Annotated in this window: 31 protein-coding genes; 25 read left to right on the top strand and 6 right to left on the bottom strand. The window is 63.1% G+C overall.

Annotated elements, in window-relative coordinates:
• Positions 1 to 219: 219 nt before the first annotated feature.
• Both P353_RS05215 and P353_RS05220 read right to left on the bottom strand, forming a co-directional pair.
• Positions 220 to 1,230 (bottom strand): phage portal protein, encoded by a 1,011-nt coding sequence (locus tag P353_RS05215; protein WP_034366274.1) that lies wholly within the window; start codon positions 1,228 to 1,230, stop codon positions 220 to 222.
• The gene (locus tag P353_RS05220) at positions 1,227 to 2,987 is read right to left on the bottom strand and encodes a terminase large subunit domain-containing protein (protein ID WP_052084745.1); all 1,761 of its coding nucleotides are present in this window, start codon (positions 2,985 to 2,987) and stop codon (positions 1,227 to 1,229) included. Before P353_RS05220 ends, P353_RS05215 begins: the two co-directional genes overlap by 4 nt.
• A gap of 306 nt (positions 2,988 to 3,293) precedes the next feature.
• On the opposite strand from P353_RS05220, the gene P353_RS05225 reads away from it, so the two are divergent.
• From P353_RS05225 to P353_RS05345, 25 genes are all read left to right on the top strand, one after another.
• On the top strand, positions 3,294 to 4,118 hold the full coding sequence (locus P353_RS05225; protein ID WP_034366277.1) for a GPO family capsid scaffolding protein: 825 nt from the start codon (positions 3,294 to 3,296) through the stop codon (positions 4,116 to 4,118).
• Between the two features lie 38 nt (positions 4,119 to 4,156).
• Positions 4,157 to 5,170, top strand: coding sequence for a phage major capsid protein, P2 family (locus P353_RS05230; protein ID WP_034366280.1), 1,014 nt, complete (start codon positions 4,157 to 4,159; stop codon positions 5,168 to 5,170).
• 68 nt (positions 5,171 to 5,238) lie between these two features.
• Complete coding sequence (gpM, locus tag P353_RS05235; protein WP_034366283.1) at positions 5,239 to 6,087, top strand: phage terminase small subunit; 849 nt, start codon at positions 5,239 to 5,241, stop codon at positions 6,085 to 6,087.
• Positions 6,088 to 6,203: 116 nt separating this feature from the next.
• Positions 6,204 to 6,695 (top strand): head completion/stabilization protein, encoded by a 492-nt coding sequence (locus P353_RS05240; RefSeq protein WP_034366553.1) that lies wholly within the window; start codon positions 6,204 to 6,206, stop codon positions 6,693 to 6,695.
• Between the two features lie 2 nt (positions 6,696 to 6,697).
• Positions 6,698 to 6,910, top strand: coding sequence for a tail protein X (locus P353_RS05245; RefSeq protein ID WP_080750439.1), 213 nt, complete (start codon positions 6,698 to 6,700; stop codon positions 6,908 to 6,910).
• A 29-nt stretch (positions 6,911 to 6,939) separates the two neighbouring features.
• The gene (locus P353_RS05250) at positions 6,940 to 7,404 is read left to right on the top strand and encodes a hypothetical protein (protein ID WP_034366286.1); all 465 of its coding nucleotides are present in this window, start codon (positions 6,940 to 6,942) and stop codon (positions 7,402 to 7,404) included.
• Positions 7,401 to 7,976, top strand: coding sequence for a glycoside hydrolase family 108 protein (locus P353_RS05255; RefSeq protein WP_034366289.1), 576 nt, complete (start codon positions 7,401 to 7,403; stop codon positions 7,974 to 7,976). Before P353_RS05250 ends, P353_RS05255 begins: the two co-directional genes overlap by 4 nt.
• Positions 7,973 to 8,461 carry a lysis system i-spanin subunit Rz gene (locus tag P353_RS05260; RefSeq protein WP_034366291.1) on the top strand — a complete coding sequence of 163 codons (489 nt, stop codon included), beginning with the start codon at positions 7,973 to 7,975 and terminating at the stop codon, positions 8,459 to 8,461. Before P353_RS05255 ends, P353_RS05260 begins: the two co-directional genes overlap by 4 nt.
• The gene (locus P353_RS05265; RefSeq protein WP_034366293.1) at positions 8,458 to 8,958 is read left to right on the top strand and encodes a phage tail protein; all 501 of its coding nucleotides are present in this window, start codon (positions 8,458 to 8,460) and stop codon (positions 8,956 to 8,958) included. The genes P353_RS05260 and P353_RS05265 overlap by 4 nt, the downstream gene beginning before the upstream one ends.
• Complete coding sequence (locus P353_RS05270) at positions 8,958 to 9,425, top strand: phage virion morphogenesis protein (RefSeq protein WP_034366296.1); 468 nt, start codon at positions 8,958 to 8,960, stop codon at positions 9,423 to 9,425. Before P353_RS05265 ends, P353_RS05270 begins: the two co-directional genes overlap by 1 nt.
• Positions 9,426 to 9,503: 78 nt before the next feature.
• On the top strand, positions 9,504 to 10,175 hold the full coding sequence (locus tag P353_RS05275; protein ID WP_034366559.1) for a phage baseplate assembly protein V: 672 nt from the start codon (positions 9,504 to 9,506) through the stop codon (positions 10,173 to 10,175).
• Positions 10,172 to 10,522 (top strand): GPW/gp25 family protein, encoded by a 351-nt coding sequence (locus P353_RS05280; protein ID WP_080750440.1) that lies wholly within the window; start codon positions 10,172 to 10,174, stop codon positions 10,520 to 10,522. The genes P353_RS05275 and P353_RS05280 overlap by 4 nt, the downstream gene beginning before the upstream one ends.
• The gene (locus P353_RS05285; protein WP_034366302.1) at positions 10,519 to 11,436 is read left to right on the top strand and encodes a baseplate assembly protein; all 918 of its coding nucleotides are present in this window, start codon (positions 10,519 to 10,521) and stop codon (positions 11,434 to 11,436) included. The genes P353_RS05280 and P353_RS05285 overlap by 4 nt, the downstream gene beginning before the upstream one ends.
• Positions 11,429 to 11,977 (top strand): phage tail protein I, encoded by a 549-nt coding sequence (locus P353_RS05290; RefSeq protein ID WP_034366305.1) that lies wholly within the window; start codon positions 11,429 to 11,431, stop codon positions 11,975 to 11,977. Before P353_RS05285 ends, P353_RS05290 begins: the two co-directional genes overlap by 8 nt.
• Before the next feature lie 26 nt (positions 11,978 to 12,003).
• Positions 12,004 to 15,972, top strand: a complete 3,969-nt coding sequence (locus P353_RS27455) for a hypothetical protein (protein WP_052084724.1) — start codon at positions 12,004 to 12,006, stop codon at positions 15,970 to 15,972.
• The gene (locus P353_RS29815; RefSeq protein ID WP_232776268.1) at positions 15,972 to 16,364 is read left to right on the top strand and encodes a hypothetical protein; all 393 of its coding nucleotides are present in this window, start codon (positions 15,972 to 15,974) and stop codon (positions 16,362 to 16,364) included. Before P353_RS27455 ends, P353_RS29815 begins: the two co-directional genes overlap by 1 nt.
• Before the next feature lie 122 nt (positions 16,365 to 16,486).
• Positions 16,487 to 16,753 carry a hypothetical protein gene (locus P353_RS05310; protein ID WP_034366307.1) on the top strand — a complete coding sequence of 89 codons (267 nt, stop codon included), beginning with the start codon at positions 16,487 to 16,489 and terminating at the stop codon, positions 16,751 to 16,753.
• 42 nt (positions 16,754 to 16,795) lie between these two features.
• Entirely contained in the window at positions 16,796 to 18,004 is a 1,209-nt protein-coding gene (locus P353_RS05315; RefSeq protein ID WP_034366309.1) for a phage tail sheath subtilisin-like domain-containing protein, read from the top strand.
• Between the two features lie 26 nt (positions 18,005 to 18,030).
• Complete coding sequence (locus P353_RS05320) at positions 18,031 to 18,540, top strand: phage major tail tube protein (protein WP_034366311.1); 510 nt, start codon at positions 18,031 to 18,033, stop codon at positions 18,538 to 18,540.
• 41 nt (positions 18,541 to 18,581) lie between these two features.
• Complete coding sequence (locus tag P353_RS05325) at positions 18,582 to 18,923, top strand: phage tail assembly protein (RefSeq protein WP_034366315.1); 342 nt, start codon at positions 18,582 to 18,584, stop codon at positions 18,921 to 18,923.
• Positions 18,924 to 18,931: 8 nt separating this feature from the next.
• The gene (locus tag P353_RS27795; protein WP_003051665.1) at positions 18,932 to 19,051 is read left to right on the top strand and encodes a GpE family phage tail protein; all 120 of its coding nucleotides are present in this window, start codon (positions 18,932 to 18,934) and stop codon (positions 19,049 to 19,051) included.
• Between the two features lie 10 nt (positions 19,052 to 19,061).
• Positions 19,062 to 19,232, top strand: coding sequence for a hypothetical protein (locus P353_RS29445; RefSeq protein ID WP_198529027.1), 171 nt, complete (start codon positions 19,062 to 19,064; stop codon positions 19,230 to 19,232).
• 42 nt (positions 19,233 to 19,274) lie between these two features.
• On the top strand, positions 19,275 to 22,850 hold the full coding sequence (locus tag P353_RS05335; protein WP_034366319.1) for a phage tail tape measure protein: 3,576 nt from the start codon (positions 19,275 to 19,277) through the stop codon (positions 22,848 to 22,850).
• A gap of 5 nt (positions 22,851 to 22,855) precedes the next feature.
• Positions 22,856 to 23,305: a phage tail protein gene (locus tag P353_RS05340; protein ID WP_019044047.1), complete on the top strand. Its 450-nt coding sequence runs from the start codon at positions 22,856 to 22,858 to the stop codon at positions 23,303 to 23,305.
• A 10-nt stretch (positions 23,306 to 23,315) separates the two neighbouring features.
• Positions 23,316 to 24,467, top strand: coding sequence for a contractile injection system protein, VgrG/Pvc8 family (locus P353_RS05345; RefSeq protein ID WP_052084725.1), 1,152 nt, complete (start codon positions 23,316 to 23,318; stop codon positions 24,465 to 24,467).
• 71 nt (positions 24,468 to 24,538) lie between these two features.
• Here P353_RS05345 and P353_RS05350 read toward each other — a convergent pair whose 3' ends face one another.
• From P353_RS05350 to P353_RS05370, 4 genes are all read right to left on the bottom strand, one after another.
• Positions 24,539 to 24,856, bottom strand: coding sequence for a hypothetical protein (locus tag P353_RS05350; RefSeq protein ID WP_157839514.1), 318 nt, complete (start codon positions 24,854 to 24,856; stop codon positions 24,539 to 24,541).
• Entirely contained in the window at positions 24,849 to 25,277 is a 429-nt protein-coding gene (locus P353_RS29000; RefSeq protein WP_157839515.1) for a hypothetical protein, read from the bottom strand. The genes P353_RS05350 and P353_RS29000 overlap by 8 nt, the downstream gene beginning before the upstream one ends.
• 23 nt (positions 25,278 to 25,300) lie before the next feature.
• The gene (locus P353_RS05365; RefSeq protein WP_232776270.1) at positions 25,301 to 25,807 is read right to left on the bottom strand and encodes a hypothetical protein; all 507 of its coding nucleotides are present in this window, start codon (positions 25,805 to 25,807) and stop codon (positions 25,301 to 25,303) included.
• 63 nt (positions 25,808 to 25,870) lie between these two features.
• Positions 25,871 to 26,395, bottom strand: coding sequence for a hypothetical protein (locus tag P353_RS05370; protein ID WP_034366331.1), 525 nt, complete (start codon positions 26,393 to 26,395; stop codon positions 25,871 to 25,873).
• Between the last annotated feature and the right edge of the window lie 36 nt (positions 26,396 to 26,431).

The raw sequence follows: 26,431 nt of genomic DNA on the forward strand, positions 1-26,431 counted from the left end.
CCACGAAGCGGGCAGGCGCGGCGGGGGCGTCATGGCGCGCCACGGGGTTGAGGGGGCGGCTTCGGGTCTGTCTTGCAGGCCTGAGTCATGGGTGAAACGGTGCCGGGAAGGCTCAGATTGCGGCCTTGGCGCGCGCGTATGGCCGCGCGAATGGGTAGCACGGTACAGACGCAAAAAAGGGCGCCTAGGCGCCCTGATGCTGTCGGGGGTGGATCGTCTTTAGGTTTCGCTGCCCGTCCGGGGTGCAAACCTCACAATGTCCATGCCTGCCCACTCGTTGAATGTCTCAAACAGCCCCTGCAGTGGGACTATTTCATTCTCGTAGAACACCTGCAGCGACTGGCTGGCATTGCCGAAGCCGCCCGTATTGTTGGGGATGATGCCAAGCAGTCCAGGCGGAACGCGATGCGCGGCCAGCACATCGTCCTTGCTCGCGTTCTTGATAGCGCTGAAATCATCCTTGGCGGCAATCTCGCTCACTGGTATCAGCTTGAGGCCTTCGGGCTTGCCGCCTGGGGCGTGGACAAACAGATTGCGGAAGTTGCCCGGCCCCTTGGACTTGCGCAGCTGCTCGCGCAGCTTCTCCACATCCCCATTGCTCACCGCGCTGTCGCTCAGGTACATGATGAAACCAGCGTGGCTGCCGTTCTCGTAGTAGCGGCGCCGGAAGACCGTGGCCGACTCATTCAGCAGCGCCGACTGCAACGCGCTCAGGTACTCGGGCAGGCCGTACAGCTCCTGATTAATGTCGGGCTCGCGCAGATGGAAGACGGAGCCAGGCACAAACTCATGTTCTTCGCGCCAGTTGGGCACGTAGAAATACCGCTTCTCCTGACCCCGGCGCATGTACCGGCTCAGCGAATGTTCAAAACGCATGGTGCGGCCGGACAAAGCGCGGCGGGCTTCAAGGTATCCGTTGCCGAACACCATGAAGTCCGTGGCCCAGGCCTTGAAAGTTTCGCGCGACATCATCGGATGAGGGATGAAGCTCGCCGTCAACAGATTGCGTTTCAGGTAGATGGCAGAGCTGTGGTGCGGCGATGCCCGGAAAGCATCGGCCAGCCCATCGAGCGGAAACGGTGGCTCATACCAGCGGCCGTTAAACATTGCTTCCACGTAGTCCAGCAGGCGCAGCCGGCTGACTGGCTCGGGGTCCCCGAAGGTGAAAACCTCTACCTGCCCTCCCTGGGTTTCAGCCTTGGCCATGGGGGTGGGGTTCTTTTTGGTCATTCGTATACCTCTACAGATGAGCTGCCGCCGTGGACATCCCCGGCGAGTGATTCGTTATCCAGTGCGTGCATGACCGCCCAGGCCAGATCGGCGTGGCCGATGTCGTCCGAGCGGCCGGACTGATAGGTGACATGGCGCTGGCTGGGCGTCAGCACCTTCTTGATGGCCATGAATGCGGCGGCCACATCGGTGCAGTCGGCGTCCATTTCCAGGCGGCCCTTGCTGATGACCTGTTTGGCCTTGAGCACCAGCCGAGCCTTAAGCGCCAAGTCGTAGTGATAGGCTCGCGCCTGCGGGTAGAACTTGATGACGTTCTGATAAACGCCCTGGCCCAAGCCCGTGGTGTCGATGCCCATGAACGTCACGTTGTATTGCACGGTAATGCTGCGGATGTACTCGGCCTGGGCCTCAAAGTCAGCGCCCCGGAACTGCTGGCGGTGCAACAGACGGAACTTGCCGCCCGGCACCTTGGGCGGTGCAATCACCACCAGGGCAGCCGTGTCGCCGGTAAACGAGGGGTCATAGCCAACCCAGACCGGCTGCCACGCAAATGGGCGCATGGCGAGAGGCTTGAAGTCGTCGGCCCATGTCTCCCACGAATCCACCATGCACGCCTGCATCATCTGCAGCGTGAACTGTGAATTGCTGTCGTCGATGAATTCGCAGCGGAAGAGGTTTGAGAATTCGTCGTCCGGGTACTCTTCCAGCAGCTCGGCCAGATCAAACAGATTGCAGCCCAGGCGCAGCGCGTCATCGATGGTCACGATGTGGCGGAACCGTCCATCCGCGCAGCGCAGGCCGTTGGCCAGCGCCTTGTGGCTCAGGTCAATCTGCACATGCTTGGCTTTGTCCCGCCCCCGGTTGCGGTCCTCGCCGGTCCAGAACGAATAGGCCTCATGGCTCTTTGCCGATGGCGTGCTGAAATACGTCTTGCGCCAATGCTTATGCGTGGCCATGGCGCTGGCCACCTTGTTGAGTTCCTTGAAATTGCCCGTCCAAAAGAACTCATCGAAATAGAAATCCCCGCTGCGGCCCTGGGCTGTCTTGGCATTGGTGCCCAAGAAATGTAGCTCGGCGCCATTCCACAGCACCATGGGATCGCCGCCCAGCTCTACCCCCACGTCATTGGCAAAAGCCACCATGTAGTTTTTGAACTGGTGCGCCTGGGCCTTGGATGCGGACAGAAAAATCTGATTGCGCCCCTCTGTTACCGCACGAATCAAGGCTTCACGGGCAAAGTAGAAGGTTGCACCGATCTGGCGCGACTTGAGCAGAATGCGCGTGCGCTCCTTCTGGGCCTCAAACCATCGGTTTTGATACCCAAAATTTCCCGCGTGGAATATCTCAAGCAGCTGCTCTGTCTGCTCGGGCGTGAACTCGTTGCGCTTGGGTTTGCGCTTGGGGGCGGCATTGCGGCGGGCAATGTTGGGGTTTAGGTCCCCTTCCTTGCCGGTTTCTTGGTAGCGCTCCACCCGTGCGGTGCGCTCCAGCTGGCGGCCGAGCAGGTCAATTTCCTTGAAGTCGCCGCCCGTCTTCTCGTCCTTCATGATGAGCTGCACCATGCGCAGCTCAAGCGCGCCGTTCACGCGATCGAGCGGCGTGAACTTGTCCCACTCTTCCGCATCGCGCCAGCCGTAAAGCGTGGTTGCCGGAACGCCCAGCTTTTCCGCTATCAGTTTGGGCCGCCAGCCTTGCCAGTACAGATACCGCGCCACCTGTTTGGGCTGCGAGCTATTGGCCAACACGGCCGCCTGCATGGCGCTGCCCTGCTCCTGGGCCTGGGCGAGCACGAGCGCACCGAAATCAGCGTCCTTCTTTTTGGCGGCTTTGGCCTGTGGCTGCTCGCCTGCAGCAAATGGGGCGCAGTCATCCCCGGTCGGTTTCTTTCGTGCCATGGCAGGCAGTTTTCCGGGCGGGCTCCATCTAAACCAGCACGCGATTACGTCCACCGCGCCGCCACAACGACACCAGCGTGACGCGGCGCAGGCCGCTGGACACCATGAGAACTCACTGCTAACTCATCGCCGGACACCGGCAAACCCATCAGCGAGGCTCATCCATCCATGTCCAAGAAATCCCGCTTCTTCCGCGTCGCCGTCGAAGGCGCAACCTCTGACGGCCGCACCATCGACCGTGACTGGCTGCTGCAGATCGCCAAGCACTACAACCCCAAGGTGTACGGCGCCCGAGTCAACATGGAGCACATCCGCGGCTATGGCCCTAACAGCGACTTCCGCGCCTATGGCGATGTGCTGGCCGTCAAGACCGAAGAGGTGGACATCGGCGGCCAGAAAAAGCTGGCTCTGCTCGCCCAGATCGATGCCACCGATGAACTGGTCGAGCTGAACAAGCGCCGCCAAAAGCTCTACACCTCTATCGAGGTCCGCCCCAGCTTTGCCGATACCGGCGAGGCCTATCTGGTCGGTCTGGCCGTCACCGACAACCCCGCCAGCCTGGGCACTGAAATGCTGGAGTTCGCTGCCAAGAACCCGGACGCCAACCCCTTCAAGCTGCGCAAGGAACAACCCGACGATGTGTTTTCCGTGGCCGAGCCTCTGGCTCTGGAGCTGGAAGACGAAAGCGCCGGCATCGTGGCCAGCTTCAAGGCCAGCATTGCCGCCGCCGTGGCCAAGTTCACCGGCAAGGAAGCTACCGACGACGCCCGCTTTGCGGCTGTGGCCGATGGCTTTGGCGAGCTGGGCGAAAACTTCTCCAAGCATGTCCAGGCTGCACAAGCCTCCCAGGCCAAGACCGACCAATCGCTGCAGGCCATGAGCGCGGACATCGACAAGCTCAAGCAGCAATTCGCCAAGCTGGACAACACCGAAGCCCCCAACCGCCGCCCCGTGGCCAGCGGTGGGGCCGGTCAGCAACAAACCGATTTCTGACCAACCCGCCCAATCCGTCCCACTTCAAGGAACCATTCATGCGCAACGAAAGCCGCCAAAGCTATAACGAATTTCTCGGCCGTGTGGCCCAACTCAATGGCGTCAGCACTGCCGACACCGACAAGGCCTTTGCCGTCGCCCCCAGCGTCCAGCAAAAGCTGGAAAACGCTATGCAGGAGTCCAGCGAATTCCTGCAGCGCATCAACATCGTCCCCGTGGATGAGATGCAAGGCGAAAAGCTCGGCCTGTCCCTGTCCGGCCCCATCGCCAGTCGCACCAACACCGCCGACAAGGACCGCCAGACGCGCGACCTGACCGGCATCAGCGCGCGCGGCTACCACTGCCAGCAGACGAACTATGACTCGCACCTGAAATACTCCCTGATTGACGCCTGGGCCAAGTTCCCCGACTTTCAGGTCCGTGTGGCGCGCATGCTGGCCCATCGTCAGGCGCTGGATCGCATGTGCATCGGCTTCAACGGTGTATCCATCTCGCCGGATACCAACCTTGCGGCAAATCCCTTGCTGCAGGATGTGAACAAGGGCTGGCTGCAGAAGCTGCGCGAAGAAGCACCCGAGAACGTTATGCACGAGGGCAAGGTGGCGGGCAAGATCGTCATCGGCCCTGATGGCGACTTCAAGAATCTGGACGCGGCCGTCTTTGATGCCAAGCAGTTGCTATCCCCCTGGCATCGCAACAATCCCCAACTGGTCTGCATCCTTGGTGACAAGCTGCTGCACGACAAGTATTTCCCGCTGGTCAATACCACCCAAGCACCCAGCGAAACCCTGGCGGCAGACATCGTTATCAGCCAGAAGCGCGTGGGCGGCCTGCAGGCCGTGCAAGTGCCGTTCTTCCCTGAAAACGGCCTGCTCATCACCACGCTGGACAACCTGTCCGTGTACTGGCAGCGCGGCGGCCGTCGCCGCTACATCGTGGAGAACCCCAAGCGCAACCGCGTGGAGGACTACCAGTCCAGCAATGACGACTACGTTGTGGAAGACATCGGCCTCGCGTCCATGGTCGAGCACATCGAAATCGTCGAGGCCTAAGCCCAGCCGGGCCGCCGTCCGTCCGCATCAGGCGGCGGCCTCTCTCCGCAACTACCGGAAAACGCATCATGCAACTCACTCCCGCACAGCGTCACCGCGCCCGCGTGCTGGCTGCGAAGGCTCAGGCTGAAAGTCCGTTCGGCATCGAGGTCCAGGGCAGCGAATACGAGCTGATGATGGCCAAGCTGGCCACCGACAAGCGCACGCTCAAGAACATGGAATCGGTACAGCTCAAGCGCCAAGCCAAGGCCGCCATGCTGCCCGACTACCTGCCCTGGATCGAGGGCGCATTGACCAATGGCAAGGGCGCCAAGGATTTGGTCCTCACCACCACCATGGTCTGGGCCATTGACGCCGGGGCTTACGGCCTGGCATTGCGCATGGCTGCCTATGCCGTGCAGCACAACCTTCCCCTACCCGACCAGTACCACCGCAGCACGGCCGCCCTGCTCATGGACGAGTTTGCGGGCGCCTACCTGGGCGGTCAGTGGAGCCCCGTCAAGCCGGACGCCAGCGGCATGGTGCCCGACGACACCCACCCGGCCGAGCATCTGACGGCCGTGGATGGCATCACGCAAAACCTGGACGCCCCCGACCAAGCCCGCGCCAAGCTCTACAAGGCCACGGCTTATGCCATGTTGGGCAAGGTTCAGACCGCCGAGGAACCGGCGCTAGACGACATCCCCCAGGAAACCCTGGGCGGCGTCCAGGCGCTGCTGGCTCAGGCTCTCAAGCTGGACGCGCAGAGCGGCGTCAAAAAAGACATGGAGCGCATCGAGCGCAAGCTGCGCGCCCTGGCGGCACCACCCCAGGCCGATGGCGCGGCGGCCCCCGCTGCACCGGCAGCTGCCACCGCTGCGCCTGCGCCACGCAAGCGAGCTACCCCGGCCAAGCCTGCAGCCAAAGGCAAGCGCTAAACCCACCGAGCACAGCCCCCGTGCTGGGCGGCTCGCAGGGCCGCGCGAAGGCTTCGGCCTACCGCAACGCCCTGCGACCACCGCCCACTACGTTGGCGCCACATCAGCCCAGCACCATGACCATGATTGCCAACGCGCCGCCCATCATCGTGACCGACCCGCCCAGCAAACCGCCCATCACGGGCGTGCTGGACGCGGGCAGCTTCTGGCCCCATATCGACCTAGCCAAGCTGCGCGACAGCGTGGACGTAGACGGCTCCGTAACCGCTGGCCGCCTCACCCACGCTGCTGCCAATGCCCTGGCCAGCGTCATAAAGGACCTGAGCAACTGGGCTACCGCGCAAGCTGCTGCCGGGTTCGATACGCTTTCCTCTGTCCCGGCCATCGCCATCAACGGCACCAGCGTCAACGTGCTGTGCTTTGAGCGTGCTGTCTACGCCTACTCAAAGGCCGACCTGATCGAGCGCTACGCGGGTGCCGACGCCACCGGCCGCACCGAGCCCGGCGATGAGCGCCGCGAGTTGCAGGCCAGTGACTACCGTGCGGACGCCTTGCGCGCCGTGCGCGACATCCTGGGCGTGGCCCGCATGGAATCGGAGCTGATCTAGCCATGACCATCACCGTCCAGGCACAGCAGGGGGACACCGTGGACATGCTTTGTCTGCGCCACCTGGGCACCACTGCAGGGGTGACAGAAGCCACCTATGCATTGAACCCAGGCCTTGCCGCGCTTGGTTCCGTTCTGCCTCTGGGTCGGCGGGTCATCCTGCCCGACCCACCAACTGCCCCCACCGCACCGAAAACCATTTCCCTGTGGGACTGACGCCTGCTCAACCTAACCACTTCACTGCCATGTCTGAACCCACTTCTGCTGTCGGCACCTTCGCGGGCTACAAGCTCGCCCTCTTCTCCCTGCCGGTCATCGCCAGCCTGATCGCCTTCTGGCTGGGCCTGCGTTTCGTGCCGCTTCGCAGCACCGACCCGCGCGGCGACCTGCTCAACCGCGTCCTGGCCTGCTTGGTCAGCGGCTTTGTACTCGGCGTGCCTGCGCTGGTGCTGCTCATGCAGCACTGGCCGGGCGTCTTTGAGGCTGGGATGCGACTCGCCACCATGGCCGCCGTGCCATCCATTGCGGGCTTCTTCATCATTACCGGCTGCGTGCTGGTGGTCTGCTCCATCCCTGGTCCGTGGATCGTGGCGGGCGTCTTCCTCTGGCTCAAGCGCAGCGAAGGCCAGACCATCACTGAAATGGCCGACCAGCTGCGTGGCGACCTTGCGGGCCATGGCTCTGCGGGCCGCAAGGGAGGTACCGAATGAGCGCCGTTACCTACATCAATGAATTAATCGAGCGCGAGGGCGGTTACGTCAACGACCCCAAGGACTCGGGCGGCGAAACCAAATTCGGCATCACCGTGGCCACAGCTCGCGCCTATGGCTACACCGGCCCCATGCGTGACCTGCCTCACGCCACAGCGCAAACCATCTACCTGCGCCGCTATTGGGTAGAGCCTAAGTTTCATCTGGTCGATGAGGTTTACCCGGCGCTTGCGGAATGCCTGCTGGACTTCGGCGTCCTGGCCGGTCAGAAGACCGCCGCAGCTCAGTTGCAGCGGGCGCTGAATGTGCTCAACCGCCAGCAGGCCGACTATGACGACTTGGAAGATGATGGCCGAATCGGCACCATCACCCTGGCCGCCCTGCGTGCCTTCCTTAAAAAGCGCGGGCGTGAAGGCGGCGGCGTGCTATTTGGCATGGTCGTTGCCCGCCAGTCCGTGTACCTGCAGGAGCTGGCCGAGCGCCGGCCCAAAGATGAGGCCTTCCAATACGGCTGGCAGCTCAATCGCGCCCTGGGTGAATTCCTGGGCGGCAAACCATTCCTGCCAGCATGACGCCCGCAAGCATCATCGCCACCCTCACCCGGCTGGTCGTCCCCATCGCCGTGCTGCTCCTGCTCTACGCCGTGGACCAGCGCGCGGAAGAACGGGGCATGCAAAAAGCCCAGGCCCAGCACAGCGCCGCCGCTGTCCAGCGCCTGGAGTTCTCCATCGAGCGCAGCGGCCAACTGGCCGGGCAGCTCGGCCAGCTTCTGGACCGCAACCAACTGGACAAAGCCAATGCTCAAAAAGCCTTTGAACGCCTTGATGCTGACCTGCGCAGCGGCGCTCTGCGCCTGTCAATCCGCACCACCGCCCAGACCGGAGGCAATCACAGTGCCACCGCTGGGCCTATCCAAGCGAGAGCCGACATTGACCCAGCGGATGCTGCAGCTCTTGTCCGCATCACCGAAGACGGAGACAACGCAATCAGGGACCTCAACACCTGCATTGACGGCTACGCCCAAGTAATGCGCCAAGCCAACGGGGCACAGCCATGAAAAAACCGCAATCACTGCGCAACTTCCTTGCGGGTGCCATCCCTGAGCTGCAGACCGACCCGCAGCGGCTCAAGATGTTTGTGGAGTCCGGCGCCATCGTGGCGCGCAGCGGTGAAACGCTTTCCTTTGAATACCGCTTCACGGTGCGCCTCATCATGCTGGACTTCGCGGGCAATATGGATCTGTTCGCCGTCCCCATACTGGCCTGGCTCAGCACCTACCAGCCGGACCTGCTGCAGAACAAGGAAAGGGCCGCCAAGGGTCTGCGCTTTGATGTGGAAGTCCTGGCCAACGACAAAGTGGACCTTGTGATCGAGGTGGACTTGACCGAGGCTGTCATCGTTAAGGAAGACAAGGACGAGCAAGGCCGCCAGCGTCTGACCGCAGAACACAGAGGCGAAATTTACAGCCCCAAGCCCTACGCAAGCGGCGACTACAGCCTTTACCTGGGCGACAAGATCGGCGCAGAGTGGCACCAGACACAAGGGATTGACTGATGGCCGACGCCCTGGAGCAGCTTGCGCAGTGGGCCACGCCGCTGCTGCAGCGCATGGAGCCAGCAGGCCGCAAGGCGGCCATGCTGGAGGTGGCCATCTATCTGCGTAAGAGTCAGGCCCAGCGCATCGCTGACCAGCGCAACCCGGACGGCTCCCCCTATGAGCCACGCCGCCCCCGTGAGCAGTTGGCCAAGCGCCAGGGCGCCATACGTGGGGAGATGTTCATGGGTCTGCGCAAAGCCCGCAACCTACAGCGCAAAGCCACGGCAGACATGGCCAGCGTGGCCATGAATCCCCGCGTTTCTTATGTGGCCCGTGTCCATCACTACGGCCTGCGCGACAAGGTGGACCGCCGCGACCGCAACAGCCCTGTGGTGAAGTATGCAAGCCGTGAGCTGCTGGGATACACGCAGGAAGAAATCAAGGGCATCGAGGACATCCTGCTGGAGCACGCAACCAAGGGATAAACCACGTTTTCGCGTGCAGGTTGCCGCCACACTGCCCGCCGCTCGCGCGCCCGCGTGCTGCCCGGCACAGTCGGCTGCATGAATTCTGATCCGGCCCTCGCCATTGGCGATATGCAGCGCTTGCTGCACAACATGATCCGCGTGGGGAGCATCCATTCCGTGGACCACGGCGGCACCGACAAGCCCGCGCTGGTGCGTGTCACGTTGGGCGAGCTGGTCACCGACTGGCGCCCCTATCACGAGGCCCGCGCGGGCGGCACCACCACATGGAACCCACCCACCGTGGGCGAACAAGCCACCGTGCTGTCCCCCAGCGGCGACCTGGGCGCGGCCGTGGTCATCGTCGGGCTCAACAGCACCGGCAAGCCAGCGCCCAGCAGCGACCCCAATAAGACCATCACCAAATACCCGGACGGCGCCGTGATCGAGTACGACCACGCGGCCCATGCTCTCGTGGCCACTCTGCCCGGCGGTGGCACCGCCAAGCTGGTGGCACCGGGCAGCGTCACCATCGACAGCCCCCAGGTCACGATGACAGGCCACTGCCTTGTCAAAGGCTCTTTGACTTATCAGGGCGGCATGCGCGGCAGTGGGACTGCCGAGGGCGCCAACGGTGCGGCCGAAATCCAGGGCACGCTGCGCACGACTCAGGATGTGATTGCAAGCGGTGTCAGCCTGCGTTACCACCCGCATGGTGGCGTGCAGACGGGTAGCGGCAACAGCGGCGGACCTATCGGGGGCGCAGCATGATGAACGTCAACACCGGCCGCAGCATCGACTACGCGGCGCACATCAGCCAGTCCATCACGGACATTCTCACCACGCCCATCGGCTCGCGCGTCATGCGCCGGGGCTATGGCAGCTTCATCCCGCAGCTCATCGACCAGCCTATGACGCCCGCCAACATCCTGCGGCTGCAGGCGGCCACAGCGCAGGCAATCATGAAACACGAGCCCCGCACGCGCCTGCGCCGTGCATTTCTCGACTTTGACGCCAGCGGCCGGGCAGTGTTGCAGCTGGAGCGCCAGGACCGTGGGCAGGCATCCACACGCCGCCAAGCAGTGAGCATTCAACCCGCCCAAGGTGCCAACACATGAGCAATGCCCAAATCATTGACATGAGCAAGCTACCGGCGCCCGCCGTGGTGGTGGTGCCGGAGTTGGAAACCATTCTTTCCGCGCTCAAGGCTGACCTCGTGGCGGCCATGCCTGCAGAGGCCCGCTCCGCTGTCAGCGACACCCTCGCCCTGGAGTCTGAGCCCTTGACCAAGTGGCTTGAGCGATTGGCATATCAGCTGGTTGTAGAGCGCAGCGACAGAAACGACAGCGCGCACGCCGTCATGCTGGCCTATGCCCGTGGCAGCGACCTGGACCAGCTCGGCGCCTTCTTTGGCGTCGTCCGCCTCGTGATCGTCCCAGCCCAGCCAGCGGCCATTCCGCCTGTGGCAGCTGTCTATGAGGACGACGACACATTCCGCGCCCGCATCCAGCTGGCACCGCGCGGCTACAGCGTGGCCGGGCCTGTGGGTGCCTATGTCTTCCATGCGAAGACCGCAGACGGTCAAGTCTTGGACGCAGCGGCCACCAGCCCCACGCCGGGCCGTGTCGTGGTTTCCGTGCTCTCCCGAGTAGGTAGCGGAGTGCCCAGTCAAGCCCTGCTCAATGCCGTGTCGGCCGCCGTCAATGCAGACGACATCCGCCCGCTCACGGATGAGGTGATCGTCCAGGCGGCCACCATCGTCAACTACCAGATTGCCGCCAAGATTTACACCTTGCCAGGGCCGGACTCGTCAAGCGTCCTGACCACCGCTCAGCAGCGAGTCATTGCCTATGCCGAATCCATGCACCGCATCGGCCGGCGCCCCACCCTGTCCGGCATCTATGCCGCCCTGCACATCGAGGGCGTGGACCGTGTGGAGTTGACCAGCCCGACCGCGGATGTGGTTGTCGGTGAAACGCAGGCCAGCTGGTGTACCGCTATCAACGTGACGCACGGGGGCATCGTTGGCTGATTCCCTTCTCCCACCCAACGCCACGCCGCTGGACCGAGCGGCCGAGTCGATCATGGTCAAGCACCTTGATGCCATCGACCAGCCGCACCGCGCCCTGTGGAACCCCGACACCTGCCCGCTGGAACATCTGCCCTGGCTCGCCTGGGCCATGGGGGTGGAGGCTTGGCGCAGCGAATGGCCCGAGGCAATCAAGCGGGCGCTAGTCCGCAATGCCATCCAGGTCCAGCGGCAGCGCGGCACCCTCAAGAGCGTGCGCGACACCGTGGCCAGCTTCGGCGGCGCCATCAGCATCCGCGAATGGTGGCAAACCGCCCCCAAAGGCGCGCCGCACACTTTTGAGCTGGTTTTCACCATGACCGGCCAGGACGGCGAGCAGGCCAGCGCCGCATTCGTGCAGGACGTTATGGCCGAAGTCTCGCGCGTCAAGCCGCTGCGCTCCCATTTCACCTTCATCCAGGGACTCAGTGCCCAGGCATCCATCCAGCTTGCATGCGTGGGCAGGCCCGTTGCATACACGCGGCTTGACATGGATGTGGGCTGACCTCAAGGCAACACCAACCGCAACCTATGGCCATCATCTTCAAACTCACCGCTGCAGGGCGGCAGGCGCTTGTGAACGCCGCCCAGAATGGGACCTTGGCGCGCACCCTGGTCAGCGTCGGCGTGACCGCCACTGCCTTCACGCCCACCGAGGCATTGACCACCATCCCCAACGAAATCAAGCGCATCACCACCATTGCCGGGGATGTGGTGGCAAAAGACACCATCCACGTCACCATCCGCGACGATGGCAACCAGACCTATACCGTGCGCGGCCTGGGCCTGTACCTCGATAACGGCGTGCTGCTGGGCACCTATAGCCAAGCCGCTGTGATTCTGGAAAAGTCGGCGGCGTCCATCTTCCTGCTGTCCACCGATTTGCGCGTGCTGGACGGCTCCGTGAACATCAGTACCCTTCAGTTCGGGGAAACCAATTTCATCAACCCTCCGGCGACCACTGACCGCCAGGGCGTGGTGGAGCTGGCCACCGAAGCCGAGGCCAACGGCCTGGCAGATGCTGTCCGAGCGCTCACGGCGGCCAGCGTCAAGACGCTTTTCAATGCGCGAGCATTGGGCGCCACGGTCATCACGGCAGGCGTGGGCCTCACGGGCGGCGGCAGCCTTGCAGCCAATCGCACCATCACCCTGGCCAACACGACAGTGGTGGCGGGAAGCTACGGCAGCGCCACGGCGGCGCCCACCTTCACCGTCGACGCGCAGGGGCGGCTGACGGCGGCCGGTAGCGCCACCGTCACCCCGGCATGGGCCAGCGTCACCGGCAAGCCCACCACCTTGGCAGGCTACGGCATCACGGACGCAGCTCTGGCGGCTCGCACCATCACGGCAGGCACGGGCCTGACGGGTGGCGGCAACCTGACCGCAAACCGCACCATTGCTTTGGCCAACACCGCAGTGACGGCAGGCAGCTATGGCAGCGCCACGACGGTGCCCACCTTCACGGTCGATGCTCAAGGCCGCTTGACTGCCGCAGATAGCGCCACCGTCACCCCGGCCTGGGTCGATGTCACGGGCAAGCCCACCACGCTGGCGGGCTACGGCATCACGGACGCCGCCCTCGCTGCTCGCACCATCACAGCAGGCACAGGGCTGACGGGTGGTGGCGACCTTACGGCCAACCGCTCCATTGCGCTGGCCAACACAGCAGTGACGGCGGGCAGCTACGGCAGCGCCACGGCGGCCCCCACCTTCACCGTCGATGCCCAGGGGCGGCTGACGGCGGCCGGGTCCGCCACCGTCACCCCGGCCTGGGGTAGCGTCACCGGCAAGCCCACCACGCTGGCGGGCTACGGCATCACGGACGGCGCCCTGGCGGCACGGACCATCACCGCAGGCACTGGACTGAGCGGCGGCGGCAACCTGACTGCAGACCGCACCATTGCCCTGGCCAACACCGCAGTGGCAGCGGGCAGCTACGGCAGCGCCACAGCGGCCCCCACCTTCACCGTCGATGCCCAGGGGCGGCTGACGGCGGCCGGGTCCGCCACCGTCACCCCGGCCTGGGGCAGCGTCACCGGCAAGCCCACCACGCTGGCAGGCTACGGCATCACGGACGGTGCCCTGGCCGCGCGCAACATCGTGGCGGGCAATGGCCTGACGGGCGGCGGCAACCTCACGGCAGACCGCACCCTCACCATGGGCACGCCCGGCACGTTGACGGGCACCAGCACCAACGCGGTCAGCACCACCAGCCACACCCATCTGGTCAGTCTGAACGTGGCCGACCTGGGCGATGGTGCCGCCGTCACCATGGCATCGGCCTTGGGTAGCGGTGTGGACCTCAACACGGTGACAGGCCGAGGCATCTACACGCAGAGCACCAATGCCAACGCCACGGGCGGCAGCAATTACCCGGTGGCTGCAGCTGGCACGCTGCTGGTAATTGGGGACGGTGCGTCCATAAGCACTCAGACCTACACCCACTACAACAACGGCGACCAGTGGACCCGCTCCCGCTATAACACCGGCTGGAGTGCATGGCGCAAGAGCCTGACGGACGAGCGCACCATCACCGCAGGCACAGGCCTCACGGGCGGCGGCGACCTCTCGGCCAATCGCACCATTGCGCTGGCCAACACGACAGTGGCGGCGGGCAGCTACGGCAGCGCCACAGCGGCCCCCACCTTCACCGTCGATGCCCAGGGGCGGCTGACGGCGGCCGGGTCCTCCACCGTCACCCCAGCCTGGGGTAGCATCACTGGCAAGCCCACCACGCTGGCGGGCTACGGCATCACGGACGGCGCCCTGGCAGCGCGCAGCATCACCGCAGGCACAGGGCTGAGCGGCGGCGGCAACCTGACTGCAGACCGCACCATTGCCCTGGCCAACACCGCAGTGGCAGCGGGCAGCTACGGCAGCGCCACAGCGGCCCCCACCTTCACCGTCGATGCCCAGGGGCGGCTGACGGCGGCCGGGTCCGCCACCGTCACCCCGGCCTGGGGCAGCGTCACCGGCAAGCCCACCACGCTGGCAGGCTACGGCATCACGGACGGTGCCCTGGCCGCGCGCAACATCGTGGCGGGCAATGGCCTGACGGGCGGCGGCAACCTCACGGCAGACCGCACCCTCACCATGGGCACGCCCGGCACGTTGACGGGCACCAGCACCAACGCGGTCAGCACCACCAGCCACACCCATCTGGTCAGTCTGAACGTGGCCGACCTGGGCGATGGTGCCGCCGTCACCATGGCATCGGCCTTGGGTAGCGGTGTGGACCTCAACACGGTGACAGGCCGAGGCATCTACACGCAGAGCACCAATGCCAACGCCACGGGCGGCAGCAATTACCCGGTGGCTGCAGCTGGCACGCTGCTGGTAATTGGGGACGGTGCGTCCATAAGCACTCAGACCTACACCCACTACAACAACGGCGACCAGTGGACCCGCTCCCGCTATAACACCGGCTGGAGTGCATGGCGCAAGAGCCTGACGGACGAGCGCACCATCACCGCAGGCACAGGCCTCACGGGCGGCGGCGACCTCTCGGCCAATCGCACCATTGCGCTGGCCAACACGACAGTGGCGGCGGGCAGCTACGGCAGCGCCACAGCGGCCCCCACCTTCACCGTCGATGCCCAGGGGCGGCTGACGGCGGCCGGGTCCGCCACCGTCACCCCGGCCTGGGGTAGCGTCACCGGCAAGCCCACCACGCTGGCGGGCTACGGCATCACGGACGGCGCCCTGGCGGCACGGACCATCACCGCAGGCACTGGACTGAGCGGCGGCGGCAACCTGACTGCAGACCGCACCATTGCCCTGGCCAACACCGCAGTGGCAGCGGGCAGCTACGGCAGCGCCACAGCGGCCCCCACCTTCACCGTCGATGCCCAGGGGCGGCTGACGGCGGCCGGGTCCGCCACCGTCACCCCGGCCTGGGGCAGCGTCACCGGCAAGCCCACCACGCTGGCAGGCTACGGCATCACGGACGGTGCCCTGGCCGCGCGCAACATCGTGGCGGGCAATGGCCTGACGGGCGGCGGCAATCTGACGGCAGACCGCACCCTCACTATGGGCACGCCCGGCACACTGAACGGCGCGACCACCAACGCGGTCAGCACCACCAGCCACACGCACGCGATTGCAGCTGCTACAGAGACTGTTAGCGGCGTAAGTGAAATTGCAACTCAGGCGGAAACGAATGCAGGCACCGACGATGCGCGATCGGTTACGCCTAAGAAACTCTCCGGTGTGTTTTCCATTGGTCAGACTTACCAGGATGTGCTTTCTCAGCGCCAACCTGGGGTTGTCTACACCAACACTTCTGAACGGCCAATATTGGTCATATGCCGAGGGCTCGGAACTGCGAACGCCAATGCACGTTGCACGCTCCTTCTATCAGCGAACGGCAGCGAGTGCTCTCATGCCTTCGAGTCCATACACGATCAAGGGATGGCTGTAAGCGGCATCGTCTTTCCAGGCCAAACCTACTCCCTTGCCACTGTGAATGTCACAGTCAATAAATGGATGGAGTACCGCTAATGTCTATGCTCTATTTTTTGCATGATGGCCTCGTGCGTGCCTTTAATGATGGCGACGATCCTCGCTGGTACGAAGGCATGCAGCCTCTGACCGAGCAGCAGGCAATGGAATTCGCTTCAAACACGAACCCAGACTCTGCTGCTGCCGCGTGCAGCCCTGCTCAGGGTCTGGTGGCACTCTTCGCCATCAAGCGCATCACCGAGGACGATGTGCTGGCGGAAATCGCCCGCATCCCTAATGAGGTGGAGCGCTACACCGTAAGAATCGGCTACCAACGCGCGACTACCTGGGAGCGGGGCAGCCCGGCCATGCAGACCATGGCCCAGCTACTGCAGCTGTCGGAAAGTGATCTGGATGAGCTTTTTGCCTACGCCGTAGGCGTGGCGGTGTAGCGAAATCAGGCCTAGGGTGCGGGCCATTTACGTGCAAGTCACCGCCACAACGGGCCGCGCTGGCTCATTCGAGCACCGGGCGCAACCATAGGGGACCAGCAACCCACCCCTATGCAAAGCCCATGTCTCAATCGACAAATCCCAACGTCGTGACGCTGACCGTCACGGAAGAAGCGGCCCACTTCATACTGAGCTGCGTGGCTGATCGCCCCTACAAGCAAGTGGCCCCTCTGTTCAATGAGCTGCAGGCCCAGGTGCAAGTCCAGGCCAACACCCGAGGCGCCGAGAGCGCCGACTCCCCCGCCGAGGCTGACGCGAATGCCAGCCAGGACGCCACCGGCCAGCCCAAGGGCAAGCGCGGCAAGGGCTCTGCCAACGCTGCCGCCTGAGCACCTTCACCCCTTCCATCCCCTTCATTCAAAGGAAGCCACATGGCTGCAACTGAATATCACCATGGCGTCCGCGTCATCGAGACTACGGGCACGGGCGCGGCCATCCGCGTGGTGTCCACGGCCGTCATTGGTCTGGTGGCCACGGCGCCGGACGCCGACGACGAAGCATTCCCCATCAACACCCCTGTGCTGCTCACCAATCCTGCGGGCGGCATTGGCAAGGCTGGCAAGGGCGGGACCCTGGCCAAAGCGCTGACGGCCATCAGCGGCCAATCCCGCGCCCTGACCATCGTGGTGCGTGTGGAAGAAGGCGCCGACATCGCGGCCACCACATCCAACGTCATCGGCTCCGTGACTGCCACCGGCCAACGCACCGGCATCCAGGCACTGCTGGCGGCGGAATCCGAGCTGGGCGTAAAGCCCCGTATCATCGGCGCCCCTGAGCTGGACACCAAGGCCGTGGCCAATGCCCTGGCCACTGCTGCGCAGTCCCTGCGTGCCTTCACCTATGTGGCGGCGCGCGATGCCACGGGCGGCTATGCCAAGACCAAGGAAGAAGCCACCAACTACCGCAAGGAATTCGGCCAGCGCGAAGTCATGGTGTTGTGGCCCAACTTCATGGCCTGGGACAACACGGGCGGCGCTGAGGGCACAGGCGCGGCTGTCACCCTGGCAGCACCCGCCTACGCCCTGGGCCTGCGCGCCAAGCTGGACCAGGAAGTGGGCTGGCACAAGAACATCAGCAATGCAGTCATCAACGGCCCCGAGGGCATCACCGTGCCTGTGTTCTTCGACCTGCAGAACCCGGCCAGCGATGCGGGCTACCTCAACGCCCTGGAAGTCACCACCATCATCCGCCGCAGCGGCTACCGCTTCTGGGGCTCGCGTACCTGCGAGGAACAAGGCGGCAAGTTCTCCTTTGAGAACTACACGCGCACGGCCCAGGTGCTGGCCGACACGATTGCCGAGGCGCACTTTGCATTCGTGGACAAGCCCATGCACCCCAGCTTGGTGCGCGACATGCTGGGCTATATCAACAGCCGCTTCCGTGACCTCAAGACTGGCGGCTACCTGATAGGCGCCGAGGCCTACTTTGACCCCGACCGCAACAGCAAGGAAGACCTCGCTGCGGGCCGCCTGCTCATCAGCTACCGATACACGCCCGTCCCGCCGCTGGAAAACCTCATCTTCGAGCAATCCATCACGGACGACTTCCTGGCCGAGTTCGCGGCTGCCATCCAGGCCTGAGCCTGAAACCATAGGAGCACCAATCAATGGCACTGCCTTTCAAACTCAAAAACTTCAACCTCTTTGGCGACGGCAACGTCTGGCGTGCGCTCATCGACAGCGTGACGCTGCCCAAGCTCGTGCGCAAGGTCGAGGAATGGCGCGGCGGCGGCATGCATGGCCCCATCGAGGTGGACCTGGGCCACGAAAAGCTGGAGCTGTCTTTCAAGGCGGGCGGCTTCCTGCTGGACGGCTACCGCGCATTCGGCGGCACAACGCACAACGCCAACCAGTGGCGGTTTGCGGGCGCCTATGAAGACGACAGCACCGCCGTAGTGACGGCCGTGGAAATTCTGGTCAGCGGGCGCGTGCGCGAAATCGACCCCGGCGACGCCAAGGCGGGCGACGACACAGAGCACACCCACACCATTAGCGTCAGCTACTACAAGTTGACCGTGGACGGCCGCGATGTGATCGAGATCGATGTGCCCGGCATGGTCTTCAACGTGGACGGCCAGGACGTTCTTTCCAAAATCCGCCGCGCTATCGGTCTGTGATCGAGCGCCCCGCAATCCCCATCATCTGAGAACCCATCACCATGAACGAAAACGACACCAAAGACCTGAGCGCAGGCGCCACTCTCGTGGTCGAAGGCGTGGAAGTTGTCACGCTGGACTATCCCATCAAGCGCGGTGACACCGAAGTCAAGGAAATCACCCTGCGCAAGCCTATGGCGGGCCAGCTGCGCGGCGTCAAGCTCACCGAGCTGCTGTCGCTCGATGTGGGCGCCGTGCAGATGATCCTGCCCCGCATCACCACCCCCACCCTGCTGCCCCACGAAATCGCGCAGCTCGACCCCGCCGACATCACCGAGCTGGGCACCAAGGTGGCGGGTTTTTTCGTGCGCAAGAGTATCCGCGCGGAATATCTGACTGCGTAGAGGACGCCATGGCCGACTTGGCCATGGTCTTTCATTGGCGGCCGGCGGATGTGGATGACATGACGCTGGCCGACCTCATGGAATGGCGTGAACGAGCCCGCATTCGCGCCCAACATCAGGGTGTGTAATATATGGGCCATGTCTCCCGACTTCTTCCTCTACGCGCTGTTTGCACTGGCCGCCCTGGTCGTGCTGGGCTTTGCCCTGGCGCCCATCATGGCCGCCACTGGCCTGTGGGCGCACACCAGCGCCGAGGACCACCGCGCCCAGGCCCGCGAAATCGAGCGCCTGCTGGCCGAAAAGGACTAACTCCCCCTCTGCACTCCCGCGCCCAGGCGCAAGGGGGTGCCCATGTCTGACACCCGCCTGCGCCTCATTCTGGAGCTGCGCGATAAAGTCCTGGCGCCGCTGCGCGGCATTCAGTCCGGCAGCAAGGACGCCGCCGCCGCACTCAAGGCCACCCGCGACCAGTTGCGCGGCCTCGAAAAAGCCCAGCAGGACATTGACGGCCTGCGCAAAACGCGCGTCCAGCTGCGTGGCCAGCAACGCGACCTGCAAGACCTACAGGGCAAGCTGGCAGGCAGCAATGCCAGCCTTGTGGAGCACCGCGAACGGCACAGGAACATTGCCGCATCGCTCAAGACCGCGCGCGAGTCACACAGCAAGCTGACCAAGGCATTGCAGGATGGCGCCACGGCAACGCCCGAATTCAGCCGCCAGCTGGAGATGGCCCGCATCCGGCTGCTGAGCAGTCAGACCGCCTATGAGCGCTCAAACTCCACGCTCAGCAAATACCGCACCCAGATCAAAACCGCAGAAGCAGGCATTGCCCAGCTCAGCAGCAAGATCGACAACGGCAAGGACCGCCTGATCGGCTACCAGCAGCGCCTGGAGCGCGCGGGCATCAGCACCGACAAGCTGGGCCAACAATCCCGCAATCAGAAAATCCAGATCGAGGCAGCCACTGCCGCCATGGAGCGCCAAAAGCAGGCACTGGCCCAGCTCAAGGTCCAGCAGGAGCGCATGGCCGCCCTCAAGGCCAACCATGGCAAAGCAATGATGCACACCGGCATGGCCGTGGGCGCTGGCGTGGGATTGGTGGCCGAAGGCCGAGCGATTGCCAAGCCTGTGCAGGCCACGCTGGGCGCTTTCTCCAAGCAGGAAGATGCCACCACCCAGCTGAGCGCCAGCATGATGCAATCCGACGGCAGTGTGTCGGCAGAATTCACCCAGATCGATGCACTGGCAAAACGCCTGGGTGATCGCTTGCCGGGTACGACTGCTGACTTCATCGAAATGATGACCATGCTGCGACGGCAAGGCCTGTCTGCGCAGTCCATTCTGGGCGGCACGGGAGAGGCCGCCGCACTGCTGGGCGTGCAACTGCGCATGCCTGTGACCGAGGCTGCTGAGTTCGCGGCCAAGATGCAGGACGCCACGCGCACCACCGAGAAGGACATGCTGGGCCTGATGGACATGATCCAGCGCACCTTCTACCTGGGCGTGGACTCTGGGAACATGCTGCAGGGCTTTACCAAGATGTCGCCCATCATGAACGTCATTCGCAAAGACGGGCTGGAAGCCAGCAAGATGCTGGCCCCTCTGCTGGTCATGATGGATCAGACGGGCATGAAAGGCGAAGCCGCAGGCAACGCCTTCCGCAAAATCTTCCAGTCGGCCATGAACACCGACAAGATCAAGAAAGTCACTGACGGGCTGAAGAAAGAAAAAGGCATCAGCCTGAAACTGGACTTCACCAACGGCAAGGGTGAGTTTGGCTCGATCGAGCAAATGTATAAAGAGCTGAGCAAGCTCAACGGACTCACCACGGAAAAGCGGCTTTCTGTCATCAAAGACTTGTTTGGAGATGACAGCGAAACTATGCAGGCGCTGGACACAATGATCAGCAAGGGCAAGACTGGCTACGATGAAGTTGTGGCCAAAATGGAAGCCCAGGCCGACCTTCAAAAGCGTGTGGATCAGCAACTGGCAACGCTGACCAATGTACTGGACTCCGCACAAGGCGGCTTCACCAATGTCATGGCGGCGGTCGGCGACACCATCAAGGACGACGCCAAGGATGTGATTAAGGCCATTGGCGACATCACCAGCAGCGTGGGCGGCTGGATCAAGGAACACCCGGCATTGACCGCAGGCATTGCCCGCACCATGGCCGTGCTGGCTGGTCTGATGGTGGTGCTGGGCGCTCTGCTGGTGCCGCTGGCTCTGATCGCGGGCAAGTTCCTGCTGATGCGCTTTCTGTTCCGCATGATGGGCATGCAGACCATGGGATTCACCACAGCGCTGCGCGGCCTTTCATCGGTGCTGTCGGGCTCACTGGGTAATGCATTCCGAGGCATGGGCGGTGCGGCGGGCATCTTTATGCGGCTGCGCGCGTCCTTCACCACTGCATCAGGCGCCCTGGGCTTGCTGCGGGGTACGGCGGCCGGCGCTTTGCGTCTGCTCACTCTGCCGATGCGTGCTTTCCCCATCACCGCTGCGCTGCTGGGTTTTGGCACAGTCATCTACAACGTGGCCCAACGCTGGGAAGAGTTCAAAGGCTATTTCAATGCAGGCCAGTGGGGCGCACTGTTTGCAGGCATCTGGCAAACCGCTGAATCCGGGCTGAACGCTGTCACCTTCGGCATGTACGGCCTGCTGCGCAATGCGGTGCTGTCCATCGGCGGCACGCTGAAAGATTTGTTCCTGAGTGCCATCAACACCATGGTGGAGGGTGCCCGCGCGGCCTGGGCTGCTCTGGGTGGGTCCTTCACTGCGGTGCTGCAGAACATCGGTTCGGCCATCATGAACTGGAGCCCACTGGCCCTCTTCTATCAAGCCTTCGCGGGCGTTATGAGCTACTTCGGCTTTGAGTTGCCCACGCGCTTTAGCGAGTTCGGCGCCAACATCATCCAGGGGCTGGTCAACGGCATCACTAGCAAGCTGGCCATGGTGCGCGAAGCCGTGGGCGGTGCCGCAGATTCGGCCATTGGTTGGTTCAAGGAAAAGCTGGGCATTCACAGTCCTAGCCGCGTGTTCATGGCGGCGGGCGTCAACGTGGGTGAGGGTGCAGCAATCGGCATTGATCGCACTGTGGGCATGGTGCGCCAATCGGCTGCAGCCATGGCCATGGCGGCCGGTATTTCTCTGGCGGCTCCGGTCATCGCGGCGCCGCAATGGGAGCAAGCCACACCGCCCGCAATTTCTCAGGAGTTGCCGCGCGCGTCCCGGTCATTGCCCGCCGTCCTGCCGCCCATCACCCAGCCGGTGGTGGCCCAGGCTCAACCCATGCTGCAGCAGCCAATGGCTTTGCAGGCCACGGTGGCCCAGGTTGCCCCTGTTCCGCCGCAGCCGGTGCCGTTGCAGTCCTTAGCGCCCCAGGTTCCACCAGTACCACGGCAGACCATGCCGCTGCAGCCGGTGCTGCCCCAGGCGCTGCCTGCACTCACCCAGCCGGTGGAGCCCTTGCTGCAACAACTGCAGCCCATGCTGCAGCAACGTATGCCTGTGCAACCGGTCCTGGCGCAAGCCTTACCGGCAATCACTCAGCAGCTGGCGCCTGTGCTGCAGCAACTGCCGCCTGTAGCACAGCAGGCCATGCCTCTGCTGCCTGTACTGGCGCAAGCGCTGCCTGCCGTCACCCAGCCACTGCAGCCCGTTCTGCAGCAACTGCCAGCGATTGCACAGCAGGCTATGCCGATGCAGGCCGACCCTGTGCAGATTGACCGCCGCCCGGTGCTCGCTGCCCCTGCACCTGCAGCTGCGCGCCCTGCTCCTGTGATCCACGGCGACACCATCACCATCCAGATTCACGCCGCCCCCGGCATGGACCTGCAGGCCATCGGCAGGGAAGTGGAGCGAGTGATCGAGCAGCGCGAGCGGGCCAAGGCCGCACGCCTGCAAAGCAGCTTTACAGATTGGAATTGACCGCCATGCAAATGTGTCTCGGCCTTTTTGTTTTCAGCCTCGATACCCTCTCGTATCAAGAGCTGCAGCGCCGTACCTCGTGGAAGCACCCCACCCAGAGCATTGTGGGCGGGCGCGATACCTCGCAATATCTGGGCTATGGCGAGGACATCATCACCATGAGCGGCAGCATGGTCCCCGAGTTCAAGGGCAAGCCCGCCAGCCTGGACGAGCTGCGCCGCATGGGTAACACCGGCTTGGCCTGGGCACTGGTGGAAGGCAGCGGAACCATTTACGGCGCCTACGTCATCACCGAAATGCAGGAAACCAAAACCTTTTTTGAGGTGGACGGCACGGCCCGCAAGATTGAATTCAGCCTGACCTTGCGCCGCATCGACCAGGACGATGAGGGACAGGACGGCTATTCCGATGAAATGGGCGACCTGGAAACATCCGACGCCGTGAGCATGAGCTAAGGGTAAGGCCATGAGCGATATTTCCGACATCCGCGCCACCCTGCCCACGGCCAGCACCACGGGCAGCAGCAACCGCCGCCTGTTTCTTCAGCTCACGCCCATCTGGCGCGTGACGGTCAAGGGTCAGGACGTTTCCGACCGCTTCGCGCCGCGTCTGGTCAGCCTCAACATCACCGACAACCGCGACGGCGAAGCCGATGAGGTGGAAATCGTCATCAGCGACCATGACGGCGCCGTAGAGCTACCCGAAACCGGCGACACCATGACCGTGGCCATAGGCTGGCAGCTCAGTCCTGGCAGCGGCCCCTACCGGGCGCCAACGGCAGACGAAATGGGCGGCTTTCCCCTGGGCCTGGTGGATAAGGGCAGCTACACCATCCAGGCCGTGGAATACAGCGGCGCGCCCGACACCATCACCCTGCGCGGCCGTGCAGCCAATATGCTGGACGAGCTGCGCGCCCTCAAGGACCGCAGCTGGCACAAGACCACCGTCGGCACCATCGTGCGCAGCATCGGTGCGCAGAACAAGCTCAAGGTCAGCATCGACAAGGAAATTGCGCTGCGCAAGATTGGCCACGCAGATCAGGCGCAGGAGTCCGACGCCTCGTTTCTGCGCCGCCTGGGCAGGCAAATGGATTGCCTGTGCAACGTCAAAAACGGCACGCTGCTTTTTAGCCAGGCGCGCAAGGCCCGCACGCCCAGCGGTAAAGAGCTGCCGCCTGTCACCATCACCCGCGATGCAGGCGATCAGCACCGCTGGGCACGCTCAGATCGTGACTCGTATAGCGGCGTCAAGGCCTTCTATAACAACATCAAGCGCGGCACCCGCTCAAGCGTGGTGGCAGGCATCAGCGGTCGGGCCAAGACCTTGCGCCAGACCTATGCCAATGAGGCCGACGCCCTGGCCGCCGCCCGTGCCGAATGGCTGCGCATCCAGCGCGGTATCTATTCCTTTGACATCACCCTGGCCTATGGCCGTGCCGATGTCATGCCGCAGCGGCCGGTGATCGTCAGCGGCTGGAAAAAGCAGATTGATGAAACCGTGTGGATGGTCACTGCCGTGCGCCACAGCCTGAGCAACAGCGGCTACATCAGCCAGCTAACGCTGGAGACGCAGCAGAGTGAAGGTGTGGACGGTGGGGATGAGGCCGAGCAAGGATAGGCGAACCATAGCGAGGATGAAAAAAGGCAGCTGGGGAGCTGCCTTTTGTCTTACCTGATAGTTCAAGGCAATCAAAGCCCGAATTTTTTTAAGATGGCCGGAAGCACTTGAGCCAACAAAACAGCGCTAACGACCCACATGATGATGCTGTTCTTGGCATCGGTCACATCTGACTTGGTAGCGAAATACTTGCTGAACTCGTCCTGTTTTGCTTCGATACGAGTCAGGCGAGTCTCAATAGCTGTCAAACGCTCGCCGGACTTTTCGGCAAGGGCTTCAAGTTTTGCGACACGTTGTTCCATATCTCCATTATCTGGAGGTTCTCCGCCTTTATGCAATGGATGGTTATAGACGTTGGCATAGTCGCGGAAGACTTGTTTGTTACTCACTCTGCGACGCCCCTTTCAGCAGCCGAATTGTCTCGTCGAAGTTCAGAGTGCTTCTGTCGAAGAGAATGGTTTCCTTCATGATCTTGGCGTTTTCGTCAAGATCGGCCGCATATTCGGCAGAGGTGATGAGTCCCTTTTTCATGAGCAGCCGGTTAGTCACGACGCATGAACAAATTGCTGCAAAAGCAACTGACTCCAGCATTTCAAGTGATTGCGGTAGCTGGGGCATCGGCTTAGGAAGCGGTGGCAGGCTCGGCTTACCTGCAGAGTTCTCTGGCAGAGGCGGCAGACTTGGCTTGCCCGCTGAGTTCTCTGGAAGTGGTGGCAGGCTTGGCTTGCCCGCTGAGTTCTCTGGCAGTGGCGGCAGGCTCGGCTTACCTGCAGAGTTCTCTGGTGGTGGCGGAAGGGGTGGATGACTCATGATTTCTACTTCCAACAATCCCGTCAGGGAAAAATCTGCACTAGCGCAGAGGTGGGGCCGGTGGACAGCCCAACGCGCTTGCCGGCAAACTTACCGTCACGCACAGGCTCGCCGTTCTTGACGCTTTCCAGCAACTGACGTGCGGAGTCTTCGCCAAGGGCGTAGGTCAACACCTGAGCGGCCAACTGCAGGTTTTCGGCGTTCATTGCTTCAAAGGTCTCGCCGTCGTCGTCCCTGAAAAACTCCCAATACACGCTCACGCGACCCTTGCGGAATTCAAGGCCAAATTCCGGCCCGCACACGCTCTTGCCGCATTTGTCGGTAAGGAAGCTATAGCCTTTGCCATCATTGAGACGGGTTTCGCTGACCACAGGGCGACCAACAGCGGCGATCATTCCGGCCTCATCCAGTTGAGCTGCCTGCGGGGCTTGCTGGTCTGCCTTGCTGTCAGCGCTGCCGCCCTCCTGCGAACAACCTGCGAGCAGACCCAATGCCAGCGCCAATACGGCAGTAATGCTTGCATTCTTCATCTTGCCCCCTCTCTTGTGTCCGGCGGCCGGGCCGTTGCACGACCCGTTATTTGAAGGCTTGGCTTAGCCTTTGCATGTCGGTGGCAAGCCAGTAGCGGGCTGAGCTGAACGATAGGTGCCGTAAAACTCACACAACCAGCGCGCTGTCTCAATCGATCCTGGCTTGGGGTCGGTCTTGGCGAAAAACTCTAGATAGGACAGACTTTCCCAATCGCTGGAAAGGCTCTTGCGGTCGACTGCGATGTGTGCCCAGTCGAAGTTATTGTTCTGAGGGGAAATGAAGGCCATGCGGATGCGGCTGACCTCTGGCTTTGCAAGTAGCTTGCGCATCAACTGATGTGCATCGGATGCAATGCGGTTCCAGTCGTTCTTGCCGCCCGCCGAAGGGTCTCGATTAAAGCGCACCTCGATTAAGTTGGTGCGCCCGTCAATCTGGGAGGTCACATATACCTGCGCAATGTCCCGGTCCAGTGCCTTGATTCCCTGCTCAGTCAGTTCAAAGTCTTTACTGCTCGGTGCGTCCTGGCCGCAACCAACGAGCAAGCCCAACGCCAGCGCCAATGCGGCGGCAATACCTGTATTCCTCATCTCGCTTCCCTCTTTGATGTCCTTCGGCTTCTGTCG

Origin of the sequence: Comamonas testosteroni (genome assembly GCF_000761245.1) — a bacterium.
GTDB classification, from domain to species: domain Bacteria; phylum Pseudomonadota; class Gammaproteobacteria; order Burkholderiales; family Burkholderiaceae_C; genus Comamonas; species Comamonas testosteroni_C.